The sequence below is a fragment of the Vibrio sp. DW001 genome (assembly GCF_029016285.1).
In the GTDB taxonomy this organism is placed as follows: Bacteria; Pseudomonadota; Gammaproteobacteria; order Enterobacterales; family Vibrionaceae; genus Vibrio.
Map to the genome: position 1 here is coordinate 1,779,689 of NZ_CP091975.1, position 19,818 is coordinate 1,799,506.

General features: G+C 42.9%; 13 protein-coding genes. 4 read left to right on the forward strand and 9 right to left on the reverse strand.

Features of this window, described 5'->3' with window-relative positions; translation table 11 throughout:
• Window positions 1-175: 175 nt before the first annotated feature.
• Entirely contained in the window at window positions 176-1,546 is a 1,371-nt protein-coding gene (locus L3V77_RS08275; RefSeq protein ID WP_275136576.1) for an MATE family efflux transporter, read from the reverse strand.
• A 126-nt stretch (window positions 1,547-1,672) separates the two neighbouring features.
• Here L3V77_RS08275 and L3V77_RS08280 point away from each other — a divergent pair, with 126 nt between their 5' ends.
• A complete protein-coding gene (locus L3V77_RS08280) occupies window positions 1,673-2,284 on the forward strand; it encodes a riboflavin synthase subunit alpha (protein WP_275136577.1) in 612 nt (203 codons plus the stop codon).
• Here L3V77_RS08280 and L3V77_RS08285 read toward each other — a convergent pair.
• Window positions 2,272-3,141: a fructosamine kinase family protein gene (locus tag L3V77_RS08285; RefSeq protein ID WP_275136578.1), complete on the reverse strand. Its 870-nt coding sequence runs from the start codon at window positions 3,139-3,141 to the stop codon at window positions 2,272-2,274. The genes L3V77_RS08280 and L3V77_RS08285 overlap by 13 nt on opposite strands.
• Window positions 3,142-3,453: 312 nt before the next feature.
• On the opposite strand from L3V77_RS08285, the gene L3V77_RS08290 reads away from it, so the two are divergent.
• On the forward strand, window positions 3,454-3,798 hold the full coding sequence (locus L3V77_RS08290; RefSeq protein ID WP_275136579.1) for a DUF3802 family protein: 345 nt from the start codon (window positions 3,454-3,456) through the stop codon (window positions 3,796-3,798).
• On the opposite strand, the gene L3V77_RS08295 is transcribed toward L3V77_RS08290, so the two are convergent.
• From L3V77_RS08295 to L3V77_RS08305, 3 genes are all read right to left on the reverse strand, one after another.
• Window positions 3,799-4,278: an NlpC/P60 family protein gene (locus L3V77_RS08295; RefSeq protein WP_275136580.1), complete on the reverse strand. Its 480-nt coding sequence runs from the start codon at window positions 4,276-4,278 to the stop codon at window positions 3,799-3,801.
• Window positions 4,279-4,615: 337 nt separating this feature from the next.
• On the reverse strand, window positions 4,616-5,215 hold the full coding sequence (locus L3V77_RS08300; protein WP_275136725.1) for an OmpA family protein: 600 nt from the start codon (window positions 5,213-5,215) through the stop codon (window positions 4,616-4,618).
• A gap of 23 nt (window positions 5,216-5,238) precedes the next feature.
• A complete protein-coding gene (locus tag L3V77_RS08305) occupies window positions 5,239-6,501 on the reverse strand; it encodes a TolC family outer membrane protein (protein ID WP_275136726.1) in 1,263 nt (420 codons plus the stop codon).
• A gap of 486 nt (window positions 6,502-6,987) precedes the next feature.
• Between L3V77_RS08305 and L3V77_RS08310 the strand changes: the two genes are divergently transcribed.
• Complete coding sequence (locus tag L3V77_RS08310; protein WP_275136581.1) at window positions 6,988-15,972, forward strand: cadherin-like domain-containing protein; 8,985 nt, start codon at window positions 6,988-6,990, stop codon at window positions 15,970-15,972.
• Window positions 15,973-16,112: 140 nt separating this feature from the next.
• Here L3V77_RS08310 and L3V77_RS08315 read toward each other — a convergent pair whose 3' ends face one another.
• Window positions 16,113-17,306: a class I SAM-dependent methyltransferase gene (locus L3V77_RS08315; RefSeq protein ID WP_275136582.1), complete on the reverse strand. Its 1,194-nt coding sequence runs from the start codon at window positions 17,304-17,306 to the stop codon at window positions 16,113-16,115.
• 138 nt (window positions 17,307-17,444) lie between these two features.
• Between L3V77_RS08315 and yccX the strand changes: the two genes are divergently transcribed.
• On the forward strand, window positions 17,445-17,720 hold the full coding sequence (yccX, locus tag L3V77_RS08320) for an acylphosphatase (RefSeq protein WP_275136583.1): 276 nt from the start codon (window positions 17,445-17,447) through the stop codon (window positions 17,718-17,720).
• Between the two features lie 22 nt (window positions 17,721-17,742).
• On the opposite strand, the gene L3V77_RS08325 is transcribed toward yccX, so the two are convergent.
• From L3V77_RS08325 to L3V77_RS08335, 3 genes are all read right to left on the reverse strand, one after another.
• Window positions 17,743-18,072, reverse strand: a complete 330-nt coding sequence (locus L3V77_RS08325; protein ID WP_275136584.1) for a TusE/DsrC/DsvC family sulfur relay protein — start codon at window positions 18,070-18,072, stop codon at window positions 17,743-17,745.
• A gap of 98 nt (window positions 18,073-18,170) precedes the next feature.
• Window positions 18,171-18,842 (reverse strand): Bax inhibitor-1/YccA family protein, encoded by a 672-nt coding sequence (locus L3V77_RS08330; RefSeq protein WP_275136585.1) that lies wholly within the window; start codon window positions 18,840-18,842, stop codon window positions 18,171-18,173.
• Window positions 18,843-19,056: 214 nt separating this feature from the next.
• The gene (locus L3V77_RS08335; protein ID WP_275136586.1) at window positions 19,057-19,806 is read right to left on the reverse strand and encodes an amino acid ABC transporter ATP-binding protein; all 750 of its coding nucleotides are present in this window, start codon (window positions 19,804-19,806) and stop codon (window positions 19,057-19,059) included.
• Window positions 19,807-19,818 lie beyond the last annotated feature (12 nt).

Below are 19,818 nucleotides of genomic sequence, written 5' to 3' on the forward strand. Positions count from 1 at the left end.
ATTAATGTTTAGGTAAGAAGATTGTAAAAATGAGAACACATGCCTAGTTTTTCAAGTTAATCATACAAAATAATAAACATTTCCTTTACATTATTTTCCATTTTTGACTCGCAGAAAACAAGGCGTATAGATAATTCAACGCCTTGTTTTCGCGCTAGATTACATTTGTGCTGTGTCAACGAGATGCAAATTCAAGTTGTATCTCGACATCTTGTTTATGCATCCAACGTAATCGTACGCTTAACATAATAGCCGCACTGGTTAAGCCAATGATAAACCCAATCCAGTAACCATATACGCCCATTCGTTCAACGACAATATCGGTGGCCGCCAACACATAACCGGTTGGTAGTCCGAGCATCCAATAGGCAATAAAAGTACAGGTAAAGATGGCTTTCATGTCCTTATAGCCCCGTAATATTCCTCCACCTATCACCTGAACTGAGTCGGTAATTTGATAGATAGCGGCGATAATGAGCAGTTGGGTTGAAATAACGGCAACACTGCTGTCTGAGGTATATAGTTCAGTTATTTGTTCTCTAAATAAAATGGTGAAGATACCAGTGAAAACAGCGCAGGCAAACCCCATAAAAAGAGCGACATGTGAAGTAACTTTAGCGCCATCTATGTTCTCTTGCCCTAATCGATGACCAACCTGAATACTCGCCGCGATTCCGATACTTAATGGTAACATAAAGACTAAGGATGAAAAGTTAATAGCAACTTGATGAGCCGCTACTACCGTTGCACCTAAAGGTGCGACAAGCAAAGCGACTATTGCGAATAATGAGACCTCGAAAAACAAGGCAAGCGCAACGGGAAGCCCCAGTTTAAACAACCGGACTTGAGAAGCCCATACTGCTTTATATGGATGAGAAAACAGCTGAACCTGTTTTAGTTTAGAAGAGACGAGAATATAAACTAGCATGGATATAAACATCAGCCAAAATACGATAGCCGTTGCGACACCACAACCCACACCACCAAGTGCAGGTAGACCAAACTTACCATACACAAAGGCCCAGTTAAGCGGAATGTTTGCGCCAAGCCCAATAAAACCGATAATCATTGCTGGTTTCGTTGCGGCCATTCCGTCAGTAAAGCTTCTCAGGGTTTGATAAAGCAAGAAAGCGGGCACCGACCAAATAATCGCGTGTAGATAGCCGATCGTTTTTTCGGCCATTAGTGGGTCAATGTCCATTAGTGAAAGGATAAATTGCGCCTGCAATAAGACGGCGACGATAGGCATCGTCAGGAAAAGTGACAACCAAAACCCTTGATAAATCTCAAACGGAACTTTTTTGACTTTTCCTGCACCGTTTAGTTGAGCGACGACAGGAACAAGTGCCATTAACAAACCTGCGCCAAACAAGATAGTGGGAAACCATATACTGGAAGCCACGGCAACGGCGGCCATGTCTGTTGCACTTACACCACCAGCCATTACAGTATCGACAAAGCCCATGCCTGATTGTGCGACCGACGCGAGCAAAACAGGTGTTGCCAATGAGATCAATTTTTTTGCTTCACTCTTATAACGTTGCAAGTACTTCTCCAGATGAATATCGGTTCTTTAAGTGACTGGCTAGCATGATAAAGAAATGTCATCATGCTAGCCATGGGAAATCACCTTTAATGCAAAAAAAAGCAAATATTTTTATTAGGATTTACGATGTTTACAGGAATAGTGTTAGGTACCGCCCCAGTGGTATCGATAAAGAAGAAAGAATCATTTCAAACCCATGTTGTTGCATTGGATGAGGTCATGCTTGCTGAACTAAAAACTGGTGCGTCTATTGCTCATAATGGTTGTTGTCTAACGGTTACTCAAGTTCAAGGTAACTTAGTCTCATTTGACTTGATGCAGGAAACATTAAAACAGACAAACCTCGGACTCTTAAATGAAGGCGACCGAGTTAACATAGAACGAGCAGTCAAATTTGGAGACGAGATTGGTGGACACAACATGTCAGGTCATATTGCTCTTACCGCGATGATTAGCGATATAAAGACAAGCGAAAATAATAGGACAATTTGGTTCCGCATTCCTGAAGACAAGATGAAATATGTCCTACCCAAAGGATATATTGGCATAGATGGCTGTTCACTTACTATTGGCGACGTAAATAAGAATGAATTCTGCGTGCACCTAATACCAGAAACAATGCAAAGAACGCTGTTTGGTGAAAGGCAGATAGCAGACAACGTCAATATTGAGTTTGACCCGCAAACTCAAGCCATCGTAGATACGGTAGAACGTGTTCTGGCAAATCAGTCGTCTTGAACTATTTCAGATATAATTCGTTCGGCTTCTTCCAAATAGTGACCACCAAATAAGTTGCAGTGATTCAGGATATGGTAGAGATTGTAGATGTTTTTTCTCTTACTGTAACCTGCCTCAATAGGCAATATACTCTGGTACCCTTGATAGAATTCTGTCTTGAACCCTTCAAAGAGCTCAGTCATCGCGATGTCGCATTCACTATCACCCCAATAACAGGCTGGGTCATAGCATATCGGCCCAAATGGTGTGTTTGCTACATTCCCAGACCATAAGTCACCGTGTAATAAAGAAGGCTTAGGATTGTGACTAGAGAGCAGACGGTTTACTCGAGAAACAATATCATTGATGTCACCGAAGCTTATCCTTTTTTCAGCCAGCAATTGCAACTGCCAGCCAATTCGTTGCTCAGAGAAAAAACGGGACCATTTCTTGTTCCAAGCATTGGGCTGGAGGGTAGCACCTATAAAATTTTCCGTATCGAATCCATATTCTTTTTGCTCGCCCCATAAATGGAGTTTGGCGAGTTCGACGCCAAATTTATAACTCGATTTGCCGTCATCGATTGGTTTCGTTGGGACGTAATTCAAAATGATAAATGCATTATGCTTACTCTTACCAATATGAACCAATTCAGGTACATAAACTGTGCCAGTTTGTCTTAATTTTTGGAGGTTTTCTGCCTCGACTTCAAATCGATTGAAAAATTCGCGTGAATTGCTCTTAACAAAGTAACGTTGTTCTCCATCACTCACCATATAACATTCGCTGATATCACCGCCACTTAGTTTTGATTTCTCAACTATCTTAAAATCAAATAGAAGGGTATCCGAAAGTTGTTGCGCAATTGCCTGCCACATAGATGACCTCGTTATGATGAGTGCTAATATGAATAGTCTAGAACAATTTTACAAAAGAGAACCAAATCTCTAGTGTTTAAGAGGTTACTTGCTAACCAAACTCAAAAGGTGTTACTTAATGAGTGAAAGTCGTGCTTTGTTAACGTTACCTCAGTCACATACTCTATATTGTTCACACACATAAGCTTGTATAAGCTAAAGATAGTGATATTTAGTTTTACTGAATGGGTGGTAACATCGATTTGTATGAATTAAACTAAGTTTAGTCGTTATTTCAATTAATATTTGTGATCAATATTTTGGAGTTAAGAAGTGGTAGTAGATACTGACGGATATATAGCACTAATAGAACACTTAACTTTTAATTTGAATGTGTTTACTTCGAAGGGAGGGGACACGGGAGAAGAAACGGTTGAAGATGTTGTTACGGATATGATGGCATCCAATATCATGGCGATATTCGAACAAAACCCTGAACTCCACTCAAGTGTGAGATTTAAGCTATTGAAAGAAGCTGATCTTGTACTAGCTGACTTGGCCGAAGTACTGGCGGGTGCTTGGACTAGAAAATCGACAAATGATCAGATTATATTTCTTGACGAATATATTGCATTAATGAAAAACCTGTTTGATAGTGCTATCGCAAAATACGATTAGTTAGATTCTTCTCACTTGCCAAAAAACGGAGGCCCAGTAGGGATTGTTTAATCTTGAAATAATCACTCCTTTTGAAGTAGAAGCATGCATAAATTTGTTGTCGCCCAAATAGATTCCAACATGTCTCTCTTTTCTGCCCGTTTTAAAAAACACTAAATCGCCGCTTTGTGCTTGGCCCAGTTTTATTTCTACGCCCAATTTACTTTGCTCATATGTTGTTCTTGGTAAATACTGATTTTCTGATTCTAAATAAATTGCTTGAACGAATGCTGAGCAATCAATGCCATTTTTATTTGTGCCGCCATATTTATATGGCGTACCTTGCCACGTGTTGTAAGACTGTTTATATATGACATTGCTTTCTTCTATAAAGACAGATTGAGCTGAATTAGAAAGTTTAGTGCTCTGATTTTTACTCGCGCAGGCCGTTAGTAAAAAACCAAACACGATTATAGTGATAGTTGATTGAATATAGAGCATAGACCCTCCTATTTGGTTGCTGGGATCTCAAGGATTTAGAAGCACAATAATTAGACCAACTAACCAATATTCAACGAAGAAGGTGATTGAGTCGACAAGAAAGCGAATTATGACGGACAAATATTCTCTCATCGACTCTGGATATTCAAGTTTAACAGCGATATTTGTGCTTTCTGTAACAGCGATGATCAACCGTACACTTTTTTAACGGTTAATATGAATAGCCCAAACCTTAACGTGTGCAAGATGGTCCGCATATTACTATGAACCACAAAAAAAGGTCCTGCTGTGCTATACAGTAGGACCATTAATCTTGATTATCTAGATAATTGAACTTCTACCGTCTCTTGCGAGAAAAGATAGTCCATTCTTCTAGGATTTTGCTGTTATAACCAACCACAGTTGCCACTACTCGTCGGTTAAGTGCGTGAGACAGTTCAGACTCGCCATCATCAACTAAACCAGAAGCGCCGTACCCAACTATTTTCACGCGATCAGGGCTAATACCTGCATCGACTAGACTTTGTTTTGCTTGGTTGGCTCTTTCTTTCGACAGTGCAAGATTGTATTCAGGATCTCCAACTTTACTTGCATATCCTTGCAATTCTATGGAAGTCTCAGGGAACTGACTCAAAAACTCGGCCATACTACCAATTTCATTGATGAATGCTGAGCTGATTAATGACGAGTCATTTTCAAATAATATCTTGAGCTCGAATTCGTTGGCTGCCTTCACCTCTGCACCGCAGCCATCGTTGTCAATCTCTGATCCGCGTTTAGTATCTGCACACTTGTCTCTTGCATTGATAACACCATCGCGATCATCATCTTGCAAATCGGCGATTTGGTCGGCAGTTGGCGTTTCAATGTAATCGTATTGATCTTTCGCCTGTGCTGACAACGTGAAACCAGCGGCGAGTAGAGACAACAGAATCATAGAATATTTCATTTAATCCCTCCTTAATAATCCGCTTCTTGTTTCCATTCATCAGGTGTGTCCACCATCAATGAATCCAATAAAATACCACAGGCATTGAGTACTCTGAATTTAGCATACTGCTCACCGTAGTTTGCGTTTAAGTATTCTTTGCGTGCTTCAAACAACTCATTTTCAGTATTGAGTACATCAAGTAGTGTTCGTTGACCGATACGATATTGTTTTTCATAAGCAATAGCGGTATCCGAAGCTGAATCTACGTGGTCTGCAAGAAATTCTTTTTGCTGTAAGGTTAGATCCAAAGCACTCCAAGAAAGCCTTAAGCTCTCTGCAAGTTGACGATGAGAGTTATCTCGTAAGTCTTTTGCTTTGTTTAGTTGATAAGCCATGCGATCTTGTTCTGAAGAGTCTGAACCACCATTGTAGAGGTTGTATCGCATACGTAACATAGCAGATAGCTCATCACGATTACCGACTTCTCCTGCCGCATCGTCATACCAAGTTTGGGCTGCTTCAATAGAGAACGTAGGATAATTCGTGCCTTCAGCTTGCTTATATTGATATTTTGCCGCCTCAACATCTGAAGCCGCGATTTTAATCACAGGGTGATTTTCTTCAGCGGTAACCGTCGCTTCTTCTAGGGACAGAGGCAGTGCGTTTTGATCCGCTCGAGGGAATACTAACCCTTGTGGGGTCTGACCAACAATGCGTGTAAACTGAGTGTGTGTATCAAAGATATTGTTTTGTGCAGCAAGTAAATTGCTGTGAGCATTGGCTAGACGAGCCTCTACCTGTGACAAATCGGCCGTAGAGCCTATACCTGATTCAACCCGTCTTTTTATATCTTTATAGATACGTTTATGGGTTTTCAGATTGTCTTCAGAAAGGGTAAGGACTTCTTTTGCCTTTACTGCATCGAGGTAAACACTTGTGACTTCTAACGCTTTATCTTGAGAGTCTGCAATTAATTGATACCGCATGGACTCAGCTTCCGCAGCCGTTCTATCCATATCATTGAGGGTGGAAGAACCATCCCAAAGTAACTGAGTAAGGCTTAAGGTTGCATCTTTTCTCGTTAGTTCTGTTGTGTCGCCCGTGGCGGGATTAACCTTTTCATAACCAATCCCAGCATCCAGATCGATGGTTGGTAAATAATTGCCACCAGAAGATCTGCGTTGCTCTACATAGCTTTTGTAATCGTTGAAGACACTTCTAATTTCAGGATTTGAAGTAAGGGTTATTGCTATCGCTTGCTCTAATGATTGACTATAAGCAGGTAAACTCATTGCAATACAACAAGCAAGAGGCGCTAAAGGAATCCTTTTCAAAATTGTTCTCCTACATTTGAATAGCGGTATTGTATGCAAAAATGCAGTCTCAAATCTGAGACTTGCATCATAATAGCTTAATTTCCCGAAGGAATTTGAATTAATACAATTTATTCATTAAATATTAACATTATCGTTCAATTTTAGACCTATAAACCGTTGTTGACTATATTTTTTTGATGATTTAGTTAATCTAACCTGAACCTTAATAGGTTGATTTTATGAAAAAAGGATTTTATTTGTAATGAATCGGAGCGTTTTATTCTCAAAATTAATAATCAGGCATAAAAAAATCCGTATATGTTGCATTACCCCATTCGATGTGTGGCCTCGGTTCCATTTTGCTGCTAAATTTAATGGTTAGAAGAATACCAATTTTAGAGTTGTCTTATATAAGAGTGATGGCATTGTTTATGCTTAAATTGCTCAGAAGGGATCGAGAAAATGAACGCACTTATTGGCGCTATCGCAGGTAGTAAATTTTTTATTGTTATTGATAAAAACGGCAATCTTAAAACGATTACCGATATTCAAGATGTTAAGCCTGGAGAAGTTCTGTTGACGAAAGGGGAAGATCCCATTACGTCTGATACGGCTATCCAAGCGGAATTGGTTGAAGAAGATGGCAATAGGGTGCCGATAGCGGTTCAGGATGAAATCGATCAAATTTTTGAGCAATTAGCAGACGGACAAGATCCCACTCTGTTGGATGAAGAGTTCGCTCCTGCGGCGGGTTTGTCAGAAGGCTCTTCCACGACACCTATGGCGGTTGTCGTACGAGATGCGTTAGAGATAATGGCTTCTACGTCCTTTGATACCACAGGTATCGAATCACAAGGCCTTTCTAGAACCCAATCACTTCAATTGCTTCAGCAATTTATCAATCAAGCACCTACGGTTACTTTGTCCAATTTCGTGGACAGTCTCGATGAGAATACGCCAACCGATGGAACTATCCGAGTTGCTGATATTGATATTACCGATGATCAGCAAGGTATTAATGAACTATCTCTATCAGGTGCGGATGCAGATAACTTCATTATTGTTGAGCTCGCAGACGGTTCTTATGAGTTACACCTTAAAGCGGGTGTAACGTTAGACTTCGAATCCCTTTCAAGTATGGACGTAAGTGTTGATGTTAAAGACTTAACGCTCAGTCAAAACGTCCTAGACACAGATTCAATGACTCTTGATATCAATGACTTGGGTGAAGCCCCGGTGATAAGTGGAGCAATTTCAGGCGGGGTGATAGAAGATAATTACGATGATGGAGAACAAGGTGTTTCTGTCGTTGGTACGCTTTCTGTTGCCGACCCTGATGCTGGTGAATCAGGTTTTGCTGCGCAAGAGCCTATAGAAGGTGACTATGGCCTGTTCACTTTTGATAATGAGACAGGGCAATGGACATATGTTCTAAATAACGAGGACGCGAATGTTCAAGGTTTGGAAGCAGAGCAACAGGTAACAGAAACATTTACTGTTAGGACATTAGATGGCACGAGTCAATCTGTCACGGTTGTCGTCACTGGTACGAGTGATACACCTACTGCCGAAGAATTTGCGGTGGGTGCTGATGAGTCATTTACATTCGACCAACACACTAGCGACGCAGAAGATGATTTTAATGGCGTTGAAACCTCGGTTGTCATCGAAGAAGGCAACCTTCCTAAATATGGGCAATTGGTTGACAACAATGGAGACCCGTTAGTAGCCGGCCCAGACGGAAATATTATTGTTAGCGACACACAATCGATTACTTACGAAGCGTTTGACCAAACAGAAGTTAATGATCAATTCAGTATTGATGCAAGTGAATATGTCGAGAATCTAGATTCGAACGTTATTAGCGGCGATGTACCCGTAAATAGTGAGGACAATGGGTCTATTTCCCTTGATTCAGGTGTCGTTATATCAGCAGGTGTATTTGGTGAGAACGGTACGACAGAAGCCGCTGACCTTTATTATGATGATAGGAAAGGCGAAAAAGGCTTTGGCGTAAATAATAAAGAGATCGACGTTAAGAACAATGAATTTATAAACGTTGATTACAGCGATATTGATGAAGCCGTTGACGTTAAATCTGTAGAGCTATCTTTTGGTAGTATTTGGGGGAACTATGAAGGAGACCCAAGTAATGCAGTATCCGGCTCTGATGATTATGACGGCCATCGCGCGCAAGGACAAATCCTTGTTTGGGTTGAGTTCGACGGAGAAGGGTATGGAGAGCCTATCATTCTTGATGATGACCAATTAGTCAGTTTATATAATGGTACGGGTGAGTTTAGTTACATTGTCACTGCAGGCGAAGGTCAAGAAATTACCGGAATTAGAGTATCAACGAGTGCTGGTATTGATCCGTCGACTGGTGAAGAAGGCATTGGTAACTCCAATATTGTATTTCAAGGGGCTGATGTTATAGCAACCGAGATAACAGACTCATTTAATTATGTTTCTAAAGATTCGCAAGGCAATGTCAGTGAAGAGGAAACGGTTTATATTGACGGTAATAGTGAGTCGCCTGTAATCGACCCAGCAGTAGTTCAATCGATTAATGCAGTAGACGATGCATATTTAGTTACGTCACCTTTAACAGTGAACCCTGCTGACCCATTTGTATTACAAGAAGATGCGAATAGAACAGACAGAAGACAAGACACCAATTCCGAATATGAAATTAATGTCGCTGATTTGATCGGTAATGATGCCTCTTCCGCAGGAGTATTAGAACTAGTAGGCGTTTCTAACGCAGTACATGGGCGTGTATCGCTGGTAGAAAATGACCAAGGTGAAGTGATCGCCGTTAAGTTTACACCGTCTAGAAACTATAATGGTGAAGCCAGTTTCGAATATACCATTAGAGACGAGAACGGTAACGAAGATACGGCAACGACTACGCTCTGGGTAGAACCTGTCGCTGATGCGGGAAGAGTCACAGTGAATGCAATAACCGACGATGACGTAATTAATATAGCAGAAAGCGAAACGACGGCAGATTCACAAACACCAATCATGGTTTCAGGTACAGCGCGTGGTGGTGATATCCAATCAGGTGACCCTGTTTCTATGGTCATTAATAGTAAAGCCTATGAAACAACCGTTGATGAAAACGGTAACTGGTCCGTTGCAGTAGACGGTGCAGATTTGGCCGTCGACCAAGAATTTACCGTAAATGTTACGTCAATAGATGGTATTAGCAGCGTTGTTTCTAGCCGTGATAGTGAGCATGCTGTTGATTTAGTGGCACCGGGTGCCCCAGTCGTGGTGATCCAAGACGGCGAGCAAGATTTAGATGAGCAAGGTTATATCAATGCGGAAGACGCAAAGGTAGACGGTGGCGTGAAAGTACACGTGACACTGCCAGACGGTGTTGAAGCAGGCGACATTGTGAATTTGACCATCAGTAGCAGTGTAGACGGTGTAGCTGACGTGACCGTACCGTATACGGTGTTGGCGGGAAATGTAGCCGACAATGCAGAGCCCGTGTCATTTGATATTCCAGCGGAAATGGTGACGGATAACGCCACCTTGACCACCAGCGCAATGATCATTGACACCGCAGGCAACGAATCGGCCAAGGGCAGTGACAACACGATAGTTGACCTGACAATACCGGGTGGACCAGACGGCGACGGCGATACCTTAGGCGACAACGCACCATTGGTTGTTATTCAAGACGGTGAGCAAGATTTAGACGAGCAAGGTTACATCAATGCGGAAGACGCGAAAGAGACCGTGTCGGTAAATATTACCTTGCCAGTGGACGTGGCCGTTGAAACGGACAGCCTAGTCGTGAGCATCAATGGAACGCCCCAGACTATCAAGTTGAGTGAGGCGGATATCATCGATGGTGTGGTGAGTGTGGATCTCGATGCAAGCCTGATCGTTGATGGCGAAACCATCACCGTTGATGCGTACGCGATAGACCCGGCAGGTAACCGCTCTGAAACGGGGACAGACAACACGATAGTTGACCTGACAATACCGGGTGGACCAGACGGCGACGGCGATACCTTAGGCGACAACGCACCATTGGTTGTTATCCAAGACGGTGAGCAAGATTTAGACGAGCAAGGTTACATCAATGCGGAAGACGCGAAAGAGACCGTGTCGGTAAATATTACCTTGCCAGTGGACGTGGCCGTTGAAACGGACAGCCTAGTCGTGAGCATCAATGGAACGCCCCAGACTATCAAGTTGAGTGAGGCGGATATCATCGATGGTGTGGTGAGTGTGGATCTCGATGCAAGCTTGATCGTTGATGGCGAAACCATCACCGTTGATGCGTACGCGATAGACCCGGCAGGTAACCGCTCTGAAACGGGGACAGACAGCACGATTGTTGACCTGACAATACCGGGTGGACCAGACGGCGACGGCGATACCTTAGGCGACAACGCACCATTGGTTGTTATTCAAGACGGTGAGCAAGATTTAGACGAGCAAGGTTACATCAATGCCGAAGACGCGAAAGAGACTGTGTCGGTAAATATTACCTTGCCAGTGGACGTGGCCGTTGAAACGGACAGCCTAGTCGTGAGCATCAATGGAACGCCCCAGACTATCAAGTTGAGTGAGGCGGATATCATCGATGGTGTGGTGAGTGTGGATCTCGATGCAAGCCTGATCGTTGATGGCGAAACCATCACCGTTGATGCGTACGCGATAGACCCGGCAGGTAACCGCTCTGAAACGGGGACAGACAGCACGATTGTTGACCTGACAATACCGGGTGGACCAGACGGCGACGGCGATACCTTAGGCGACAACGCACCATTGGTTGTTATTCAAGACGGTGAGCAAGATTTAGACGAGCAAGGTTACATCAATGCCGAAGACGCGAAAGAGACTGTGTCGGTAAATATTACCTTGCCAGTGGGCGTGGCCGTTGAAACGGACAGCCTAGTCGTGAGCATCAATGGAACGCCCCAGACTATCAAGTTGAGTGAGGCGGATATCATCGATGGTGTGGTGAGTGTGGATCTCGATGCAAGCCTGATCGTTGATGGCGAAACCATCACCGTTGATGCGTACGCGATAGACCCGGCAGGTAACCGCTCTGAAACGGGGACAGACAACACGATTGTTGACCTGACAATACCGGGTGGACCAGACGGCGACGGCGATACCTTAGGCGACAACGCACCATTGGTTGTTATCCAAGACGGTGAGCAAGATTTAGACGAGCAAGGTTACATCAATGCCGAAGATGCGAAAGAGACCGTGTCGGTAAATATTACCTTGCCAGTGGACGTGGCCGTTGAAACGGACAACCTAGTCGTGAGCATCAATGGAACGCCCCAGACTATCAAGTTGAGTGAGGCGGATATCATCGATGGTGTGGTGAGTGTGGATCTCGATGCAAGCTTGATCGTTGATGGCGAAACCATCACCGTTGATGCGTACGCGATAGACCCGGCAGGTAACCGCTCTGAAACAGGCAGCGACAACAGCATTGTCGACTTATTTGTACCACCAGTTAATGTTGGACCAATTGCCACAGACGATTTTAACAACACCATTTTCACGGAAACCTTTGAAGATGGCCACAATATTACCGGCAATACATGGGGGGTTATCGACAACTATAACGGTTGGGACACGTCAGTTAACGGCGTAGAGATACAGTCTGGTAGCGTTGGTGGATCAACCGCCTCAGAAGGCGAAGCTCATGCAGAGCTTGACGCTCATAACATCGTTACAATGTCTAGAAGTCTAGATACACCCGACTCTGACTATCAACTTGTTTTCGATTACAAACCTCGTCCAGGACACGAAGCCGATAGTGATATGGAGGTGACTTTTGCAGGGCAAACAGTACAAATTCACTCTGACGCTCAGGGTAATCTAAGTTTTATTTCTGACGATGGCGCAGAGGTATCGTTGTCGGCGACCTTAAATAATGGTTGGTCGACAGTTAGCATCACGTTCAACACACCTGCTGACAATAGCCAATTGAGCTTCACTGGACTTGGTGCTTCAAATAGTTTAGGTGCGTACATTGATAATATCCGTGTTAGTGAAGGGTTCGATACGAACGAAGATAATGCGATTGACTTTACAGCGTCTCAATTGTTAGCAAACGATAGCGATATCGATGGTGATACGTTGTCTATTATCAGTGTATCTGAAGTAGAAAATGGCACAGTGACGCTAGTTAAAGACAGCGTTACTGGTGATGTAACATCCATTAGCTTTACACCGTCAGATAACTATTCCGGTCCGGCTAGCTTCCAATATGAAGTGAGCGATGGAAATGGCGGCACAGACACGGCGACGGTCTATATTAATGTCGCGCCAGTCAACGATGCGCCAATTGCAAACGACGATGGAACAATCGCGGTCACAGAAGACACGTTAGCGATAGGCAATGTGTTGACAAATGACACCGATGTGGACAATGCACATAGCGATTTGAAGGTGACTGAATTCAGTTTTGACGGCAAGACAGGTACGGTTGGTCAGGCGCTGAGCATTGCAGGTGTTGGCGAGTTAACAATCGATGCCGATGGGTCATTCGAGTTTATGCCAGAGCTAAATTATACCGGATCCGTACCGAACGCGCAGTACACCGTGAGTGACGGTTTGGTTGTAGCTCAAACTCAAGGGACATTGAGTTTTGCAGATATTTCGCCCGTCAATGACGCCCCGACAGCACAAGACTTTACTGTAGTAGCGGATGCAGGCAAAGAAGTCGAATTTAGCTTCGACGGCGGTCAAAACGGCGCACAAAATAACGTTGCAGATGAAGAAGATGATAGTACCGGTGGCGATACGCAAGTCATTATCGACTCCGTTCCACAACACGGCACATTATTTTTGGCAAACAGCGATGTGCCTATTGCCAAAGATCAACAGATAGATGACATCAGCCAGGTCAGATATGTGGCGAATTCTTCAGGTGACATTCTGGATTCATTGAGTTTTACAGCTTCAGAAGGGTTATTGTCTTATTTAGGTGACAACAACGGTTCGATGGGTGGGTACGTAGATGGTGCTGACTCAGTTACAGAAGCCAAAGTACGAATCACGAGCGGTCGACTTGACGAACAGTCTACATCGCTAACCTATGATAGTGGCAATAATGAATCTGGATTTGGTGTTGATAGCGGTGCAGAAGGTGGAAGTAACGAACTTGACGTTCAGGAACCTGAATATATTAAGGTGGATTACAGCGAAAGTGGAGCACAAGTAAATAGCGTCGCCATAGAGTTTGGAAGTTTATGGGGCCACTATAATGAAAGCGATATCAATAATCCAGACAGTAATGACCCTAATGCTCAAATCAATGTAATCGTTACTATGGTCGATGGTAATGGCAATATTGTTACGAGAGTAGAAGATTATAATGACGCCACGAATCCAGATGTGTATACCGGTTCAGGCAATTTTGAAGCGATTATTACAGCGGACAATGGCTATAGCATCCAAAGCCTACAGATATATACGACGAGCAGCACACAGAGCTCAATCAATTCTAATATGCTCGTTAATAGTGTTGAGGTTCTGGATGCTCAGGCAAATGAGACTATTGAATATCACGCGATTGACGCGCAAGGACTTGCTGGGAACACTGCTGAAGTAACCTTCGTGGTTAATACGGATCCTACGCTTTATATTGGCGATAACGAGACCAATAATATTGATGGTTCAATTAGCAATGATGTCATAATTGGTGATCTAGGTGGCGTCGAAACTCGCGTTGTGCTTGAGGCAGACGATTACAATATAGCTTTGCTAGTGGATGTATCTGGCAGCATGGGGGAAGCTTTCGAAACGGGTTCAATACAATCTAAGTTGTCAGCGGTACAAGACAAACTGACCGATTTGATTGAGTCAATGAAAGATCACCCAGGAGAGATTAATGTCACGCTAATCCCATTTGGTTCTGAGGCAGGGTCGCCTGTCGAAGTTACGAATTTAACAGCAAGCAATTTCGCTGCATTTAACGATGCTATTGATGCTCTTATCTCAGGTGGTGGTACCAATTACGTATCTGCCTTCGAGGCTGCCACTAACTACTTCACCGACTTACCGCCTTCTGATGCACACAACCTGACCTTCTTGTTGAGTGATGGTGAACCAACGATGGTGACACCGGATGACAATTCTGGCGGAACAACAGAGCCAAGGGATATATCTCAAGCCATAACGGCATTTAATCAGTTAAGTACGGTCAGTGATGTTAAGGCAATTGGTGTTGGTGATGATATCTCCGTCGAGACGCTTCGCCATTTTGATAACACAGGTACTGAGGAAGTTACTTTAGGCTTAGGAGACCTTGAGTTTTATGGCGATGGCATAATAAAAGATGGTGTACTCAAAGTCGCTGGGAATAACAAGTCCGCTATTTCCGAAGAGATATTTGTTTCCGATAGTGCTGATATTTCGTTTGATTTGTCCCATATTACAGGGAATGGGAGTTCTGATTGGTCGCTGATAGACTCAGATGGTAATAAGGTTAATTCTCAAGCTCTTATAACGCAAAATGGTGTTGAGAAAAACAACATATCCGTAAGTATTTCCGATTTGCCTGTCGGTACTTATAGGCTACGGCTTTCAAATTATGGGGGCGGTCAGGTTAACCTAGCGAATCTAGCAGTTGTTCTGGCAGGACTAGGTCTAGTTGACATTGTGAGCGGTAATGACGAATTAGAGCTTGCTTTGAATACGGGAGTAACAGAGTTAACCGAGATTGACGTTAGTTCGGATACGCTTTACGGACATGAAGGGAACGACATTATCTTTGGTGATGTACTAAATACGGACAACTTGGATTGGTCAGGAATAACAGGTGTTGAAAAACCTGCAGACGGTTCGGGTATTGAGGCGTTAGAAACGTATCTTGAGGCCCAAAACGGAACAGCGCCTACAGAATCTGAGGTTTACGACTTTATTAAAGCGAATGAAGAGTTGTTGTATGTTGATTCTGATCCACGTGGTGATAGCGATACTATTTATGGTGGAGAAGGTGATGATACTTTGTATGGTCAAGGTGGCGCGGACAAGTTATATGGTGAAGAAGGAAATGATACCCTATATGGAGGGAAGGGTGATGACTTCTTAGATGGCGGACTAGGTAACGATATTCTTACTGGAGGTGATGGTGCAGATACTTTCATTTGGTCTTCGGACACGGTAGATTCAGGTACTGACATTATTACTGACTTCCAATTGAATTCAGATAAAATTGACTTAACTGATCTGCTAGAATCCAACGCCCAAGCTGATACTATCGATGATATTCTTTCGAGTGTTACTGTTGATGGTGATAATGTTAAAATTCAGTTCAATGATCAGGCGAGTAGTCAAACGATTGTTCTAGAGCATGGTGTGTCTGCCTTAGAATTGGATAGTACTATTTACACTGATGGTTCGACCATTGATTTAACCTCGGAATTATTGGCTAAAGTATTCACCTACGACGGCTAGATGTTAGTATCATACCAACGTAAAGAAGGGCTCTTAGGAGCCCTTCTTTACGTTGGTAATTCAAATCAGGACGTCTTGAACGGCCTGAGGAATCGAATTCTAACAAATGTAAATGGTATGATTTTTGGTCATTGTCTAACCTACAGCACCTTACAAGCAAAACCTTTCAAATAAAAACCTTCGGGGTAGGCAGTGTCGATAACGTGATCGGCGGCTTGTTCAAAACGTTCAATAAACTTAACGCTACGACCAGAATCTACGGCCGCATCTGCGATGACTTTCTGGAAAAGATCGGCGCTCATTAATCCTGAACAAGAATAAGTGAGTAAGGTTCCGCCGGGATTCAAGATCTGCATCGCAAGCATGTTGATGTCTTTGTAGCCTTTCGCGCCTGAAGTTATATTTTGACGGCTGCTTATGAACTTAGGTGGGTCCATAATAACGACATCAAATTTGGTGCCTTGATCCCGGTATTCTCTAAGTAATTTGAATACATCCGCGTTAAGAAATACAGCCCGTTTTTTTGATATATCGAATTGGTTCAATTCTGCGTTTAATTTGGCGTTATCAAGTGCGGGTTGAGAGACGTCAGCATTAATAACACGCTTAGCGCCTGCTTTTAATGCATAAAGACCAAAGCCACCCGTGTAAGAGAAGCAATTTAGTACATCTTTGTTTTTCATATATTTCATTGAACGCTGGCGACTGTCACGTTGGTCTAAGTAAAAACCCGTTTTATGGCCGTTGACGATATCAACGTTTATCTTTATACCGTTTTCTTCGATGACAACCGACTCAGGAGGCTTCTCACCATGAAGTACACCCATTGTTTCACACAGGCCTTCCTTTTTACGTACCGCAACGTCAGAGCGTTCATAAACACTGCAGTTTGGAAAACACTCAACTAGGGCTGCAACAAGATGTTTCTTATTGTATTCTGCGCCCGCGCTCAAAAGCTGACAAACAAGGAAATTTTGATATCTGTCTATTGTGATGCCGGGTAAACCATCGGATTCAGCCGCAATAAGGCGATAACCTGTCAGGCCATCTCGCTGGATGGTTTCTTCCCTTAATAATTGCGCTTGTCGAATTCGTCTAACGAAAAATGCCGTGTCTATCTCTTCCTTTTGAAAGCTCCAGACGCGCGCGCGGATTTGTGATATTGGAGAATAGGCCGCTTTTGCCAACCATTCGCCATTGTGTGCCAACACGTTTACGGTCTCACCAAGCTCAGGCTCTCCTTCGACTTTATGCACACCACGGGAAAAAATCCAAGGATGTTTACGTCTTAAAGATTTGTCTCGACCTTTTTCAAGATAGATTGCAGCTGTCATGGTGTTACCTGAATAGTAATAAGGAGCGGTATTGTGGTGAATTGTAATTAGAAAATCAACAAAGAAACATAGGAATATAATTACAGGTTATTATTAGGACGCTAGAATAGGGTATTCGTTATCCAAGGAGAGTGTACGATGGCTAAAGTTTGTATGAAATTTATTGTATCCGGTGTTGTTCAAGGTGTGGGTTTTCGGTACCACACGTGTCATGAAGGCAACAAAAGAGGATTAACTGGCTATGCTAAAAATTTGGATAACGGGGATGTGGAGGTGATCGCTTGTGGAGATGAAAGCTCGATAGAATCGTTGCACGACTGGTTGAAAAAAGGGCCGAGAATGTCGATTGTTAATCAGCTCTTGTCTCAACAACTAGCGTTTAAGTCGTACAAAGGTTTTAATATACTCTATTGATACTCGCCAAAGTATTCTCGATTTACAGACACTTGGCTGGTTTTGGTAGGCCAGCTAATTTCGTTGCTTGTTTTGCAGGGCCTTTGCGAAACAGTTTAAATAGGTATTTACTGTTCCCTTTTTCTGGTCCATGTTCTTTAGCCATTGCTTTTACCAGCATTCTAATTGCAGGGGAGGTATTAAATTCTTCATAAAAAGCACGGACAAAAAAGATTATCTCTAGGTGCGCATCGGTTATTTCTATCCCTTCTGTTTCTGCAAGTATAGTAACCATGCCTCTTTCCCATTCGTCGAAGTTGAGTAGATAGCCTTCCGCATCTGTCTGTATCTGTTTTCCGCTGTATTCAAACATGGTTTTTTCCGATGGCAATTTTTAGCTAAAGATACCGCTTTTTGCACAAACAAAAAAGCCCAGATAAGTATCTGGGCTTTTATTTTTCGTCTTATCGGTTAGTCATCATTCAAGAAACCAAGAATGTGAAGCAAACTAACAAAGAGGTTAAGAATATTTAAGTACATCGAAATTGTTGCGTTGATGTAGTTTGTTTCTTCGCCACGAACAATTCGGCCTGTGTCATAAAGAATAAAGCCAGAGAAAACCATGGCAGATACACTACTAATAACAATATGCATCATTGATGATTGAACAAAGAATATGTTAAGTAATGAGGCGACGATGACAATAATCAGCCCAGCCATCAAGAAACTTCTCATGAATGAAAAATCTTTCTTCGATGTGATAGCGTAAGCAGAGAGTCCCATCGTTACCAAGCCAGTCATACCTAATGCTTGAGCTATAACGCCCGCACCGTTTGGCATCGCAGCATAATAGTTGAGCATTGGACCTAATGCCGCTCCCATTAAAGTAGTGAAAACAAACGTCCACACAACGCCCGCTGATGAGTTAATAGCTTTAGGCATAACAAAAAACAGAATACCAATAGCGGCGACTTGCATACCAATCGCCATCATTGGAGATATTTGAATAGCCATTGTAACAACTGCTGCAATAGCACTTGTGAATAGCGTCATTGAAAGTAGGAAATAAGTATTACGCAATACTTTGTTCGTTTGAATCGCGCTCGGTTGCGTTGAAGAACGCGACACCAGTGGACTGTTCATAATCTTCCTCAAAAGGTAACTGACTAATTATTTAGTCTATATTTTGGGGTGAAAGTTTCAAAATTCAACCCTTGTTATAAGACAGTATATAAAAAAACGCAATAAATTATAAAGATACTACCAACCGCAGATGTAACAAATTATTACCGCGTTAGAGGTCTATATACAAGAGGCGGCTATCAGCCGCCTCTTGGGTCATTGTCGCTTACTTTCTCTAGTGACTCAAGATCTGACTTAAGAAGTTTCGAGTGCGGTCGGATTCTGGATTCTCAAAGAAATCAATAGGATTGTTTTCCTCGATGATCTCACCAACGTCCATAAAGATAACTCGGTCTGCTACTTCTTTAGCAAACCCCATTTCGTGCGTGACACAAAGCATGGTCATACCTTCATCTGCAAGCTCAACCATAACATCAAGTACTTCGCGTACCATCTCTGGGTCGAGTGCGGATGTTGGCTCATCAAACAGCATAATTTGAGGGTTCATACACAATGAACGTGCAATCGCTACACGTTGCTGTTGTCCGCCAGAAAGCTGGCCCGGATACTTCTCTGCTTGATCCGGAATCTTAACGCGTTCGAGATACTTCATCGCTATCTCTTCCGCTTCAGCCTTGGACATCTTTTTCACCCAAATAGGTGCAAGCGTACAGTTTTCTAAAACCGTAAGGTGTGGGAAAAGGTTAAAGTGTTGAAAACACATCCCAACTTCTTTACGCACGGCTTCGATGTTTTTTAGATCTTCTGTGAGTTCATTGCCGGCAACAATAATCTTGCCTTGTTGGTGTTCTTCCAAACGGTTGATACAACGAATCATCGTTGACTTACCCGATCCAGACGGGCCACAGATGACAATTTTCTCGCCTTTTTTAACCTTCAGGTTAATATCTTTAAGTACGTGAAAATCCCCATACCACTTGTTCATCTTCTTTAATTGGATTACATAATCTTCTTGCTGCGTCATAATACGTCCTTG

Coding starts and splice junctions, on each gene's coding strand:
- L3V77_RS08280 (WP_275136577.1), top strand. CDS start 1,673: ATGTTTACAGGAATAGTGTTAGGTACCGCCCCAGTGGTATCGATAAAG.
- L3V77_RS08285 (WP_275136578.1), bottom strand. CDS start 3,141: ATGTGGCAGGCAATTGCGCAACAACTTTCGGATACCCTTCTATTTGAT.
- L3V77_RS08295 (WP_275136580.1), bottom strand. CDS start 4,278: ATGCTCTATATTCAATCAACTATCACTATAATCGTGTTTGGTTTTTTA.
- L3V77_RS08300 (WP_275136725.1), bottom strand. CDS start 5,215: ATGATTCTGTTGTCTCTACTCGCCGCTGGTTTCACGTTGTCAGCACAG.
- L3V77_RS08305 (WP_275136726.1), bottom strand. CDS start 6,501: ATGAGTTTACCTGCTTATAGTCAATCATTAGAGCAAGCGATAGCAATA.
- L3V77_RS08310 (WP_275136581.1), top strand. CDS start 6,988: ATGAACGCACTTATTGGCGCTATCGCAGGTAGTAAATTTTTTATTGTT.
- L3V77_RS08315 (WP_275136582.1), bottom strand. CDS start 17,306: ATGACAGCTGCAATCTATCTTGAAAAAGGTCGAGACAAATCTTTAAGA.
- yccX (WP_275136583.1), top strand. CDS start 17,445: ATGGCTAAAGTTTGTATGAAATTTATTGTATCCGGTGTTGTTCAAGGT.
- L3V77_RS08325 (WP_275136584.1), bottom strand. CDS start 18,072: ATGTTTGAATACAGCGGAAAACAGATACAGACAGATGCGGAAGGCTAT.
- L3V77_RS08330 (WP_275136585.1), bottom strand. CDS start 18,842: ATGAACAGTCCACTGGTGTCGCGTTCTTCAACGCAACCGAGCGCGATT.
- L3V77_RS08335 (WP_275136586.1), bottom strand. CDS start 19,806: ATGACGCAGCAAGAAGATTATGTAATCCAATTAAAGAAGATGAACAAG.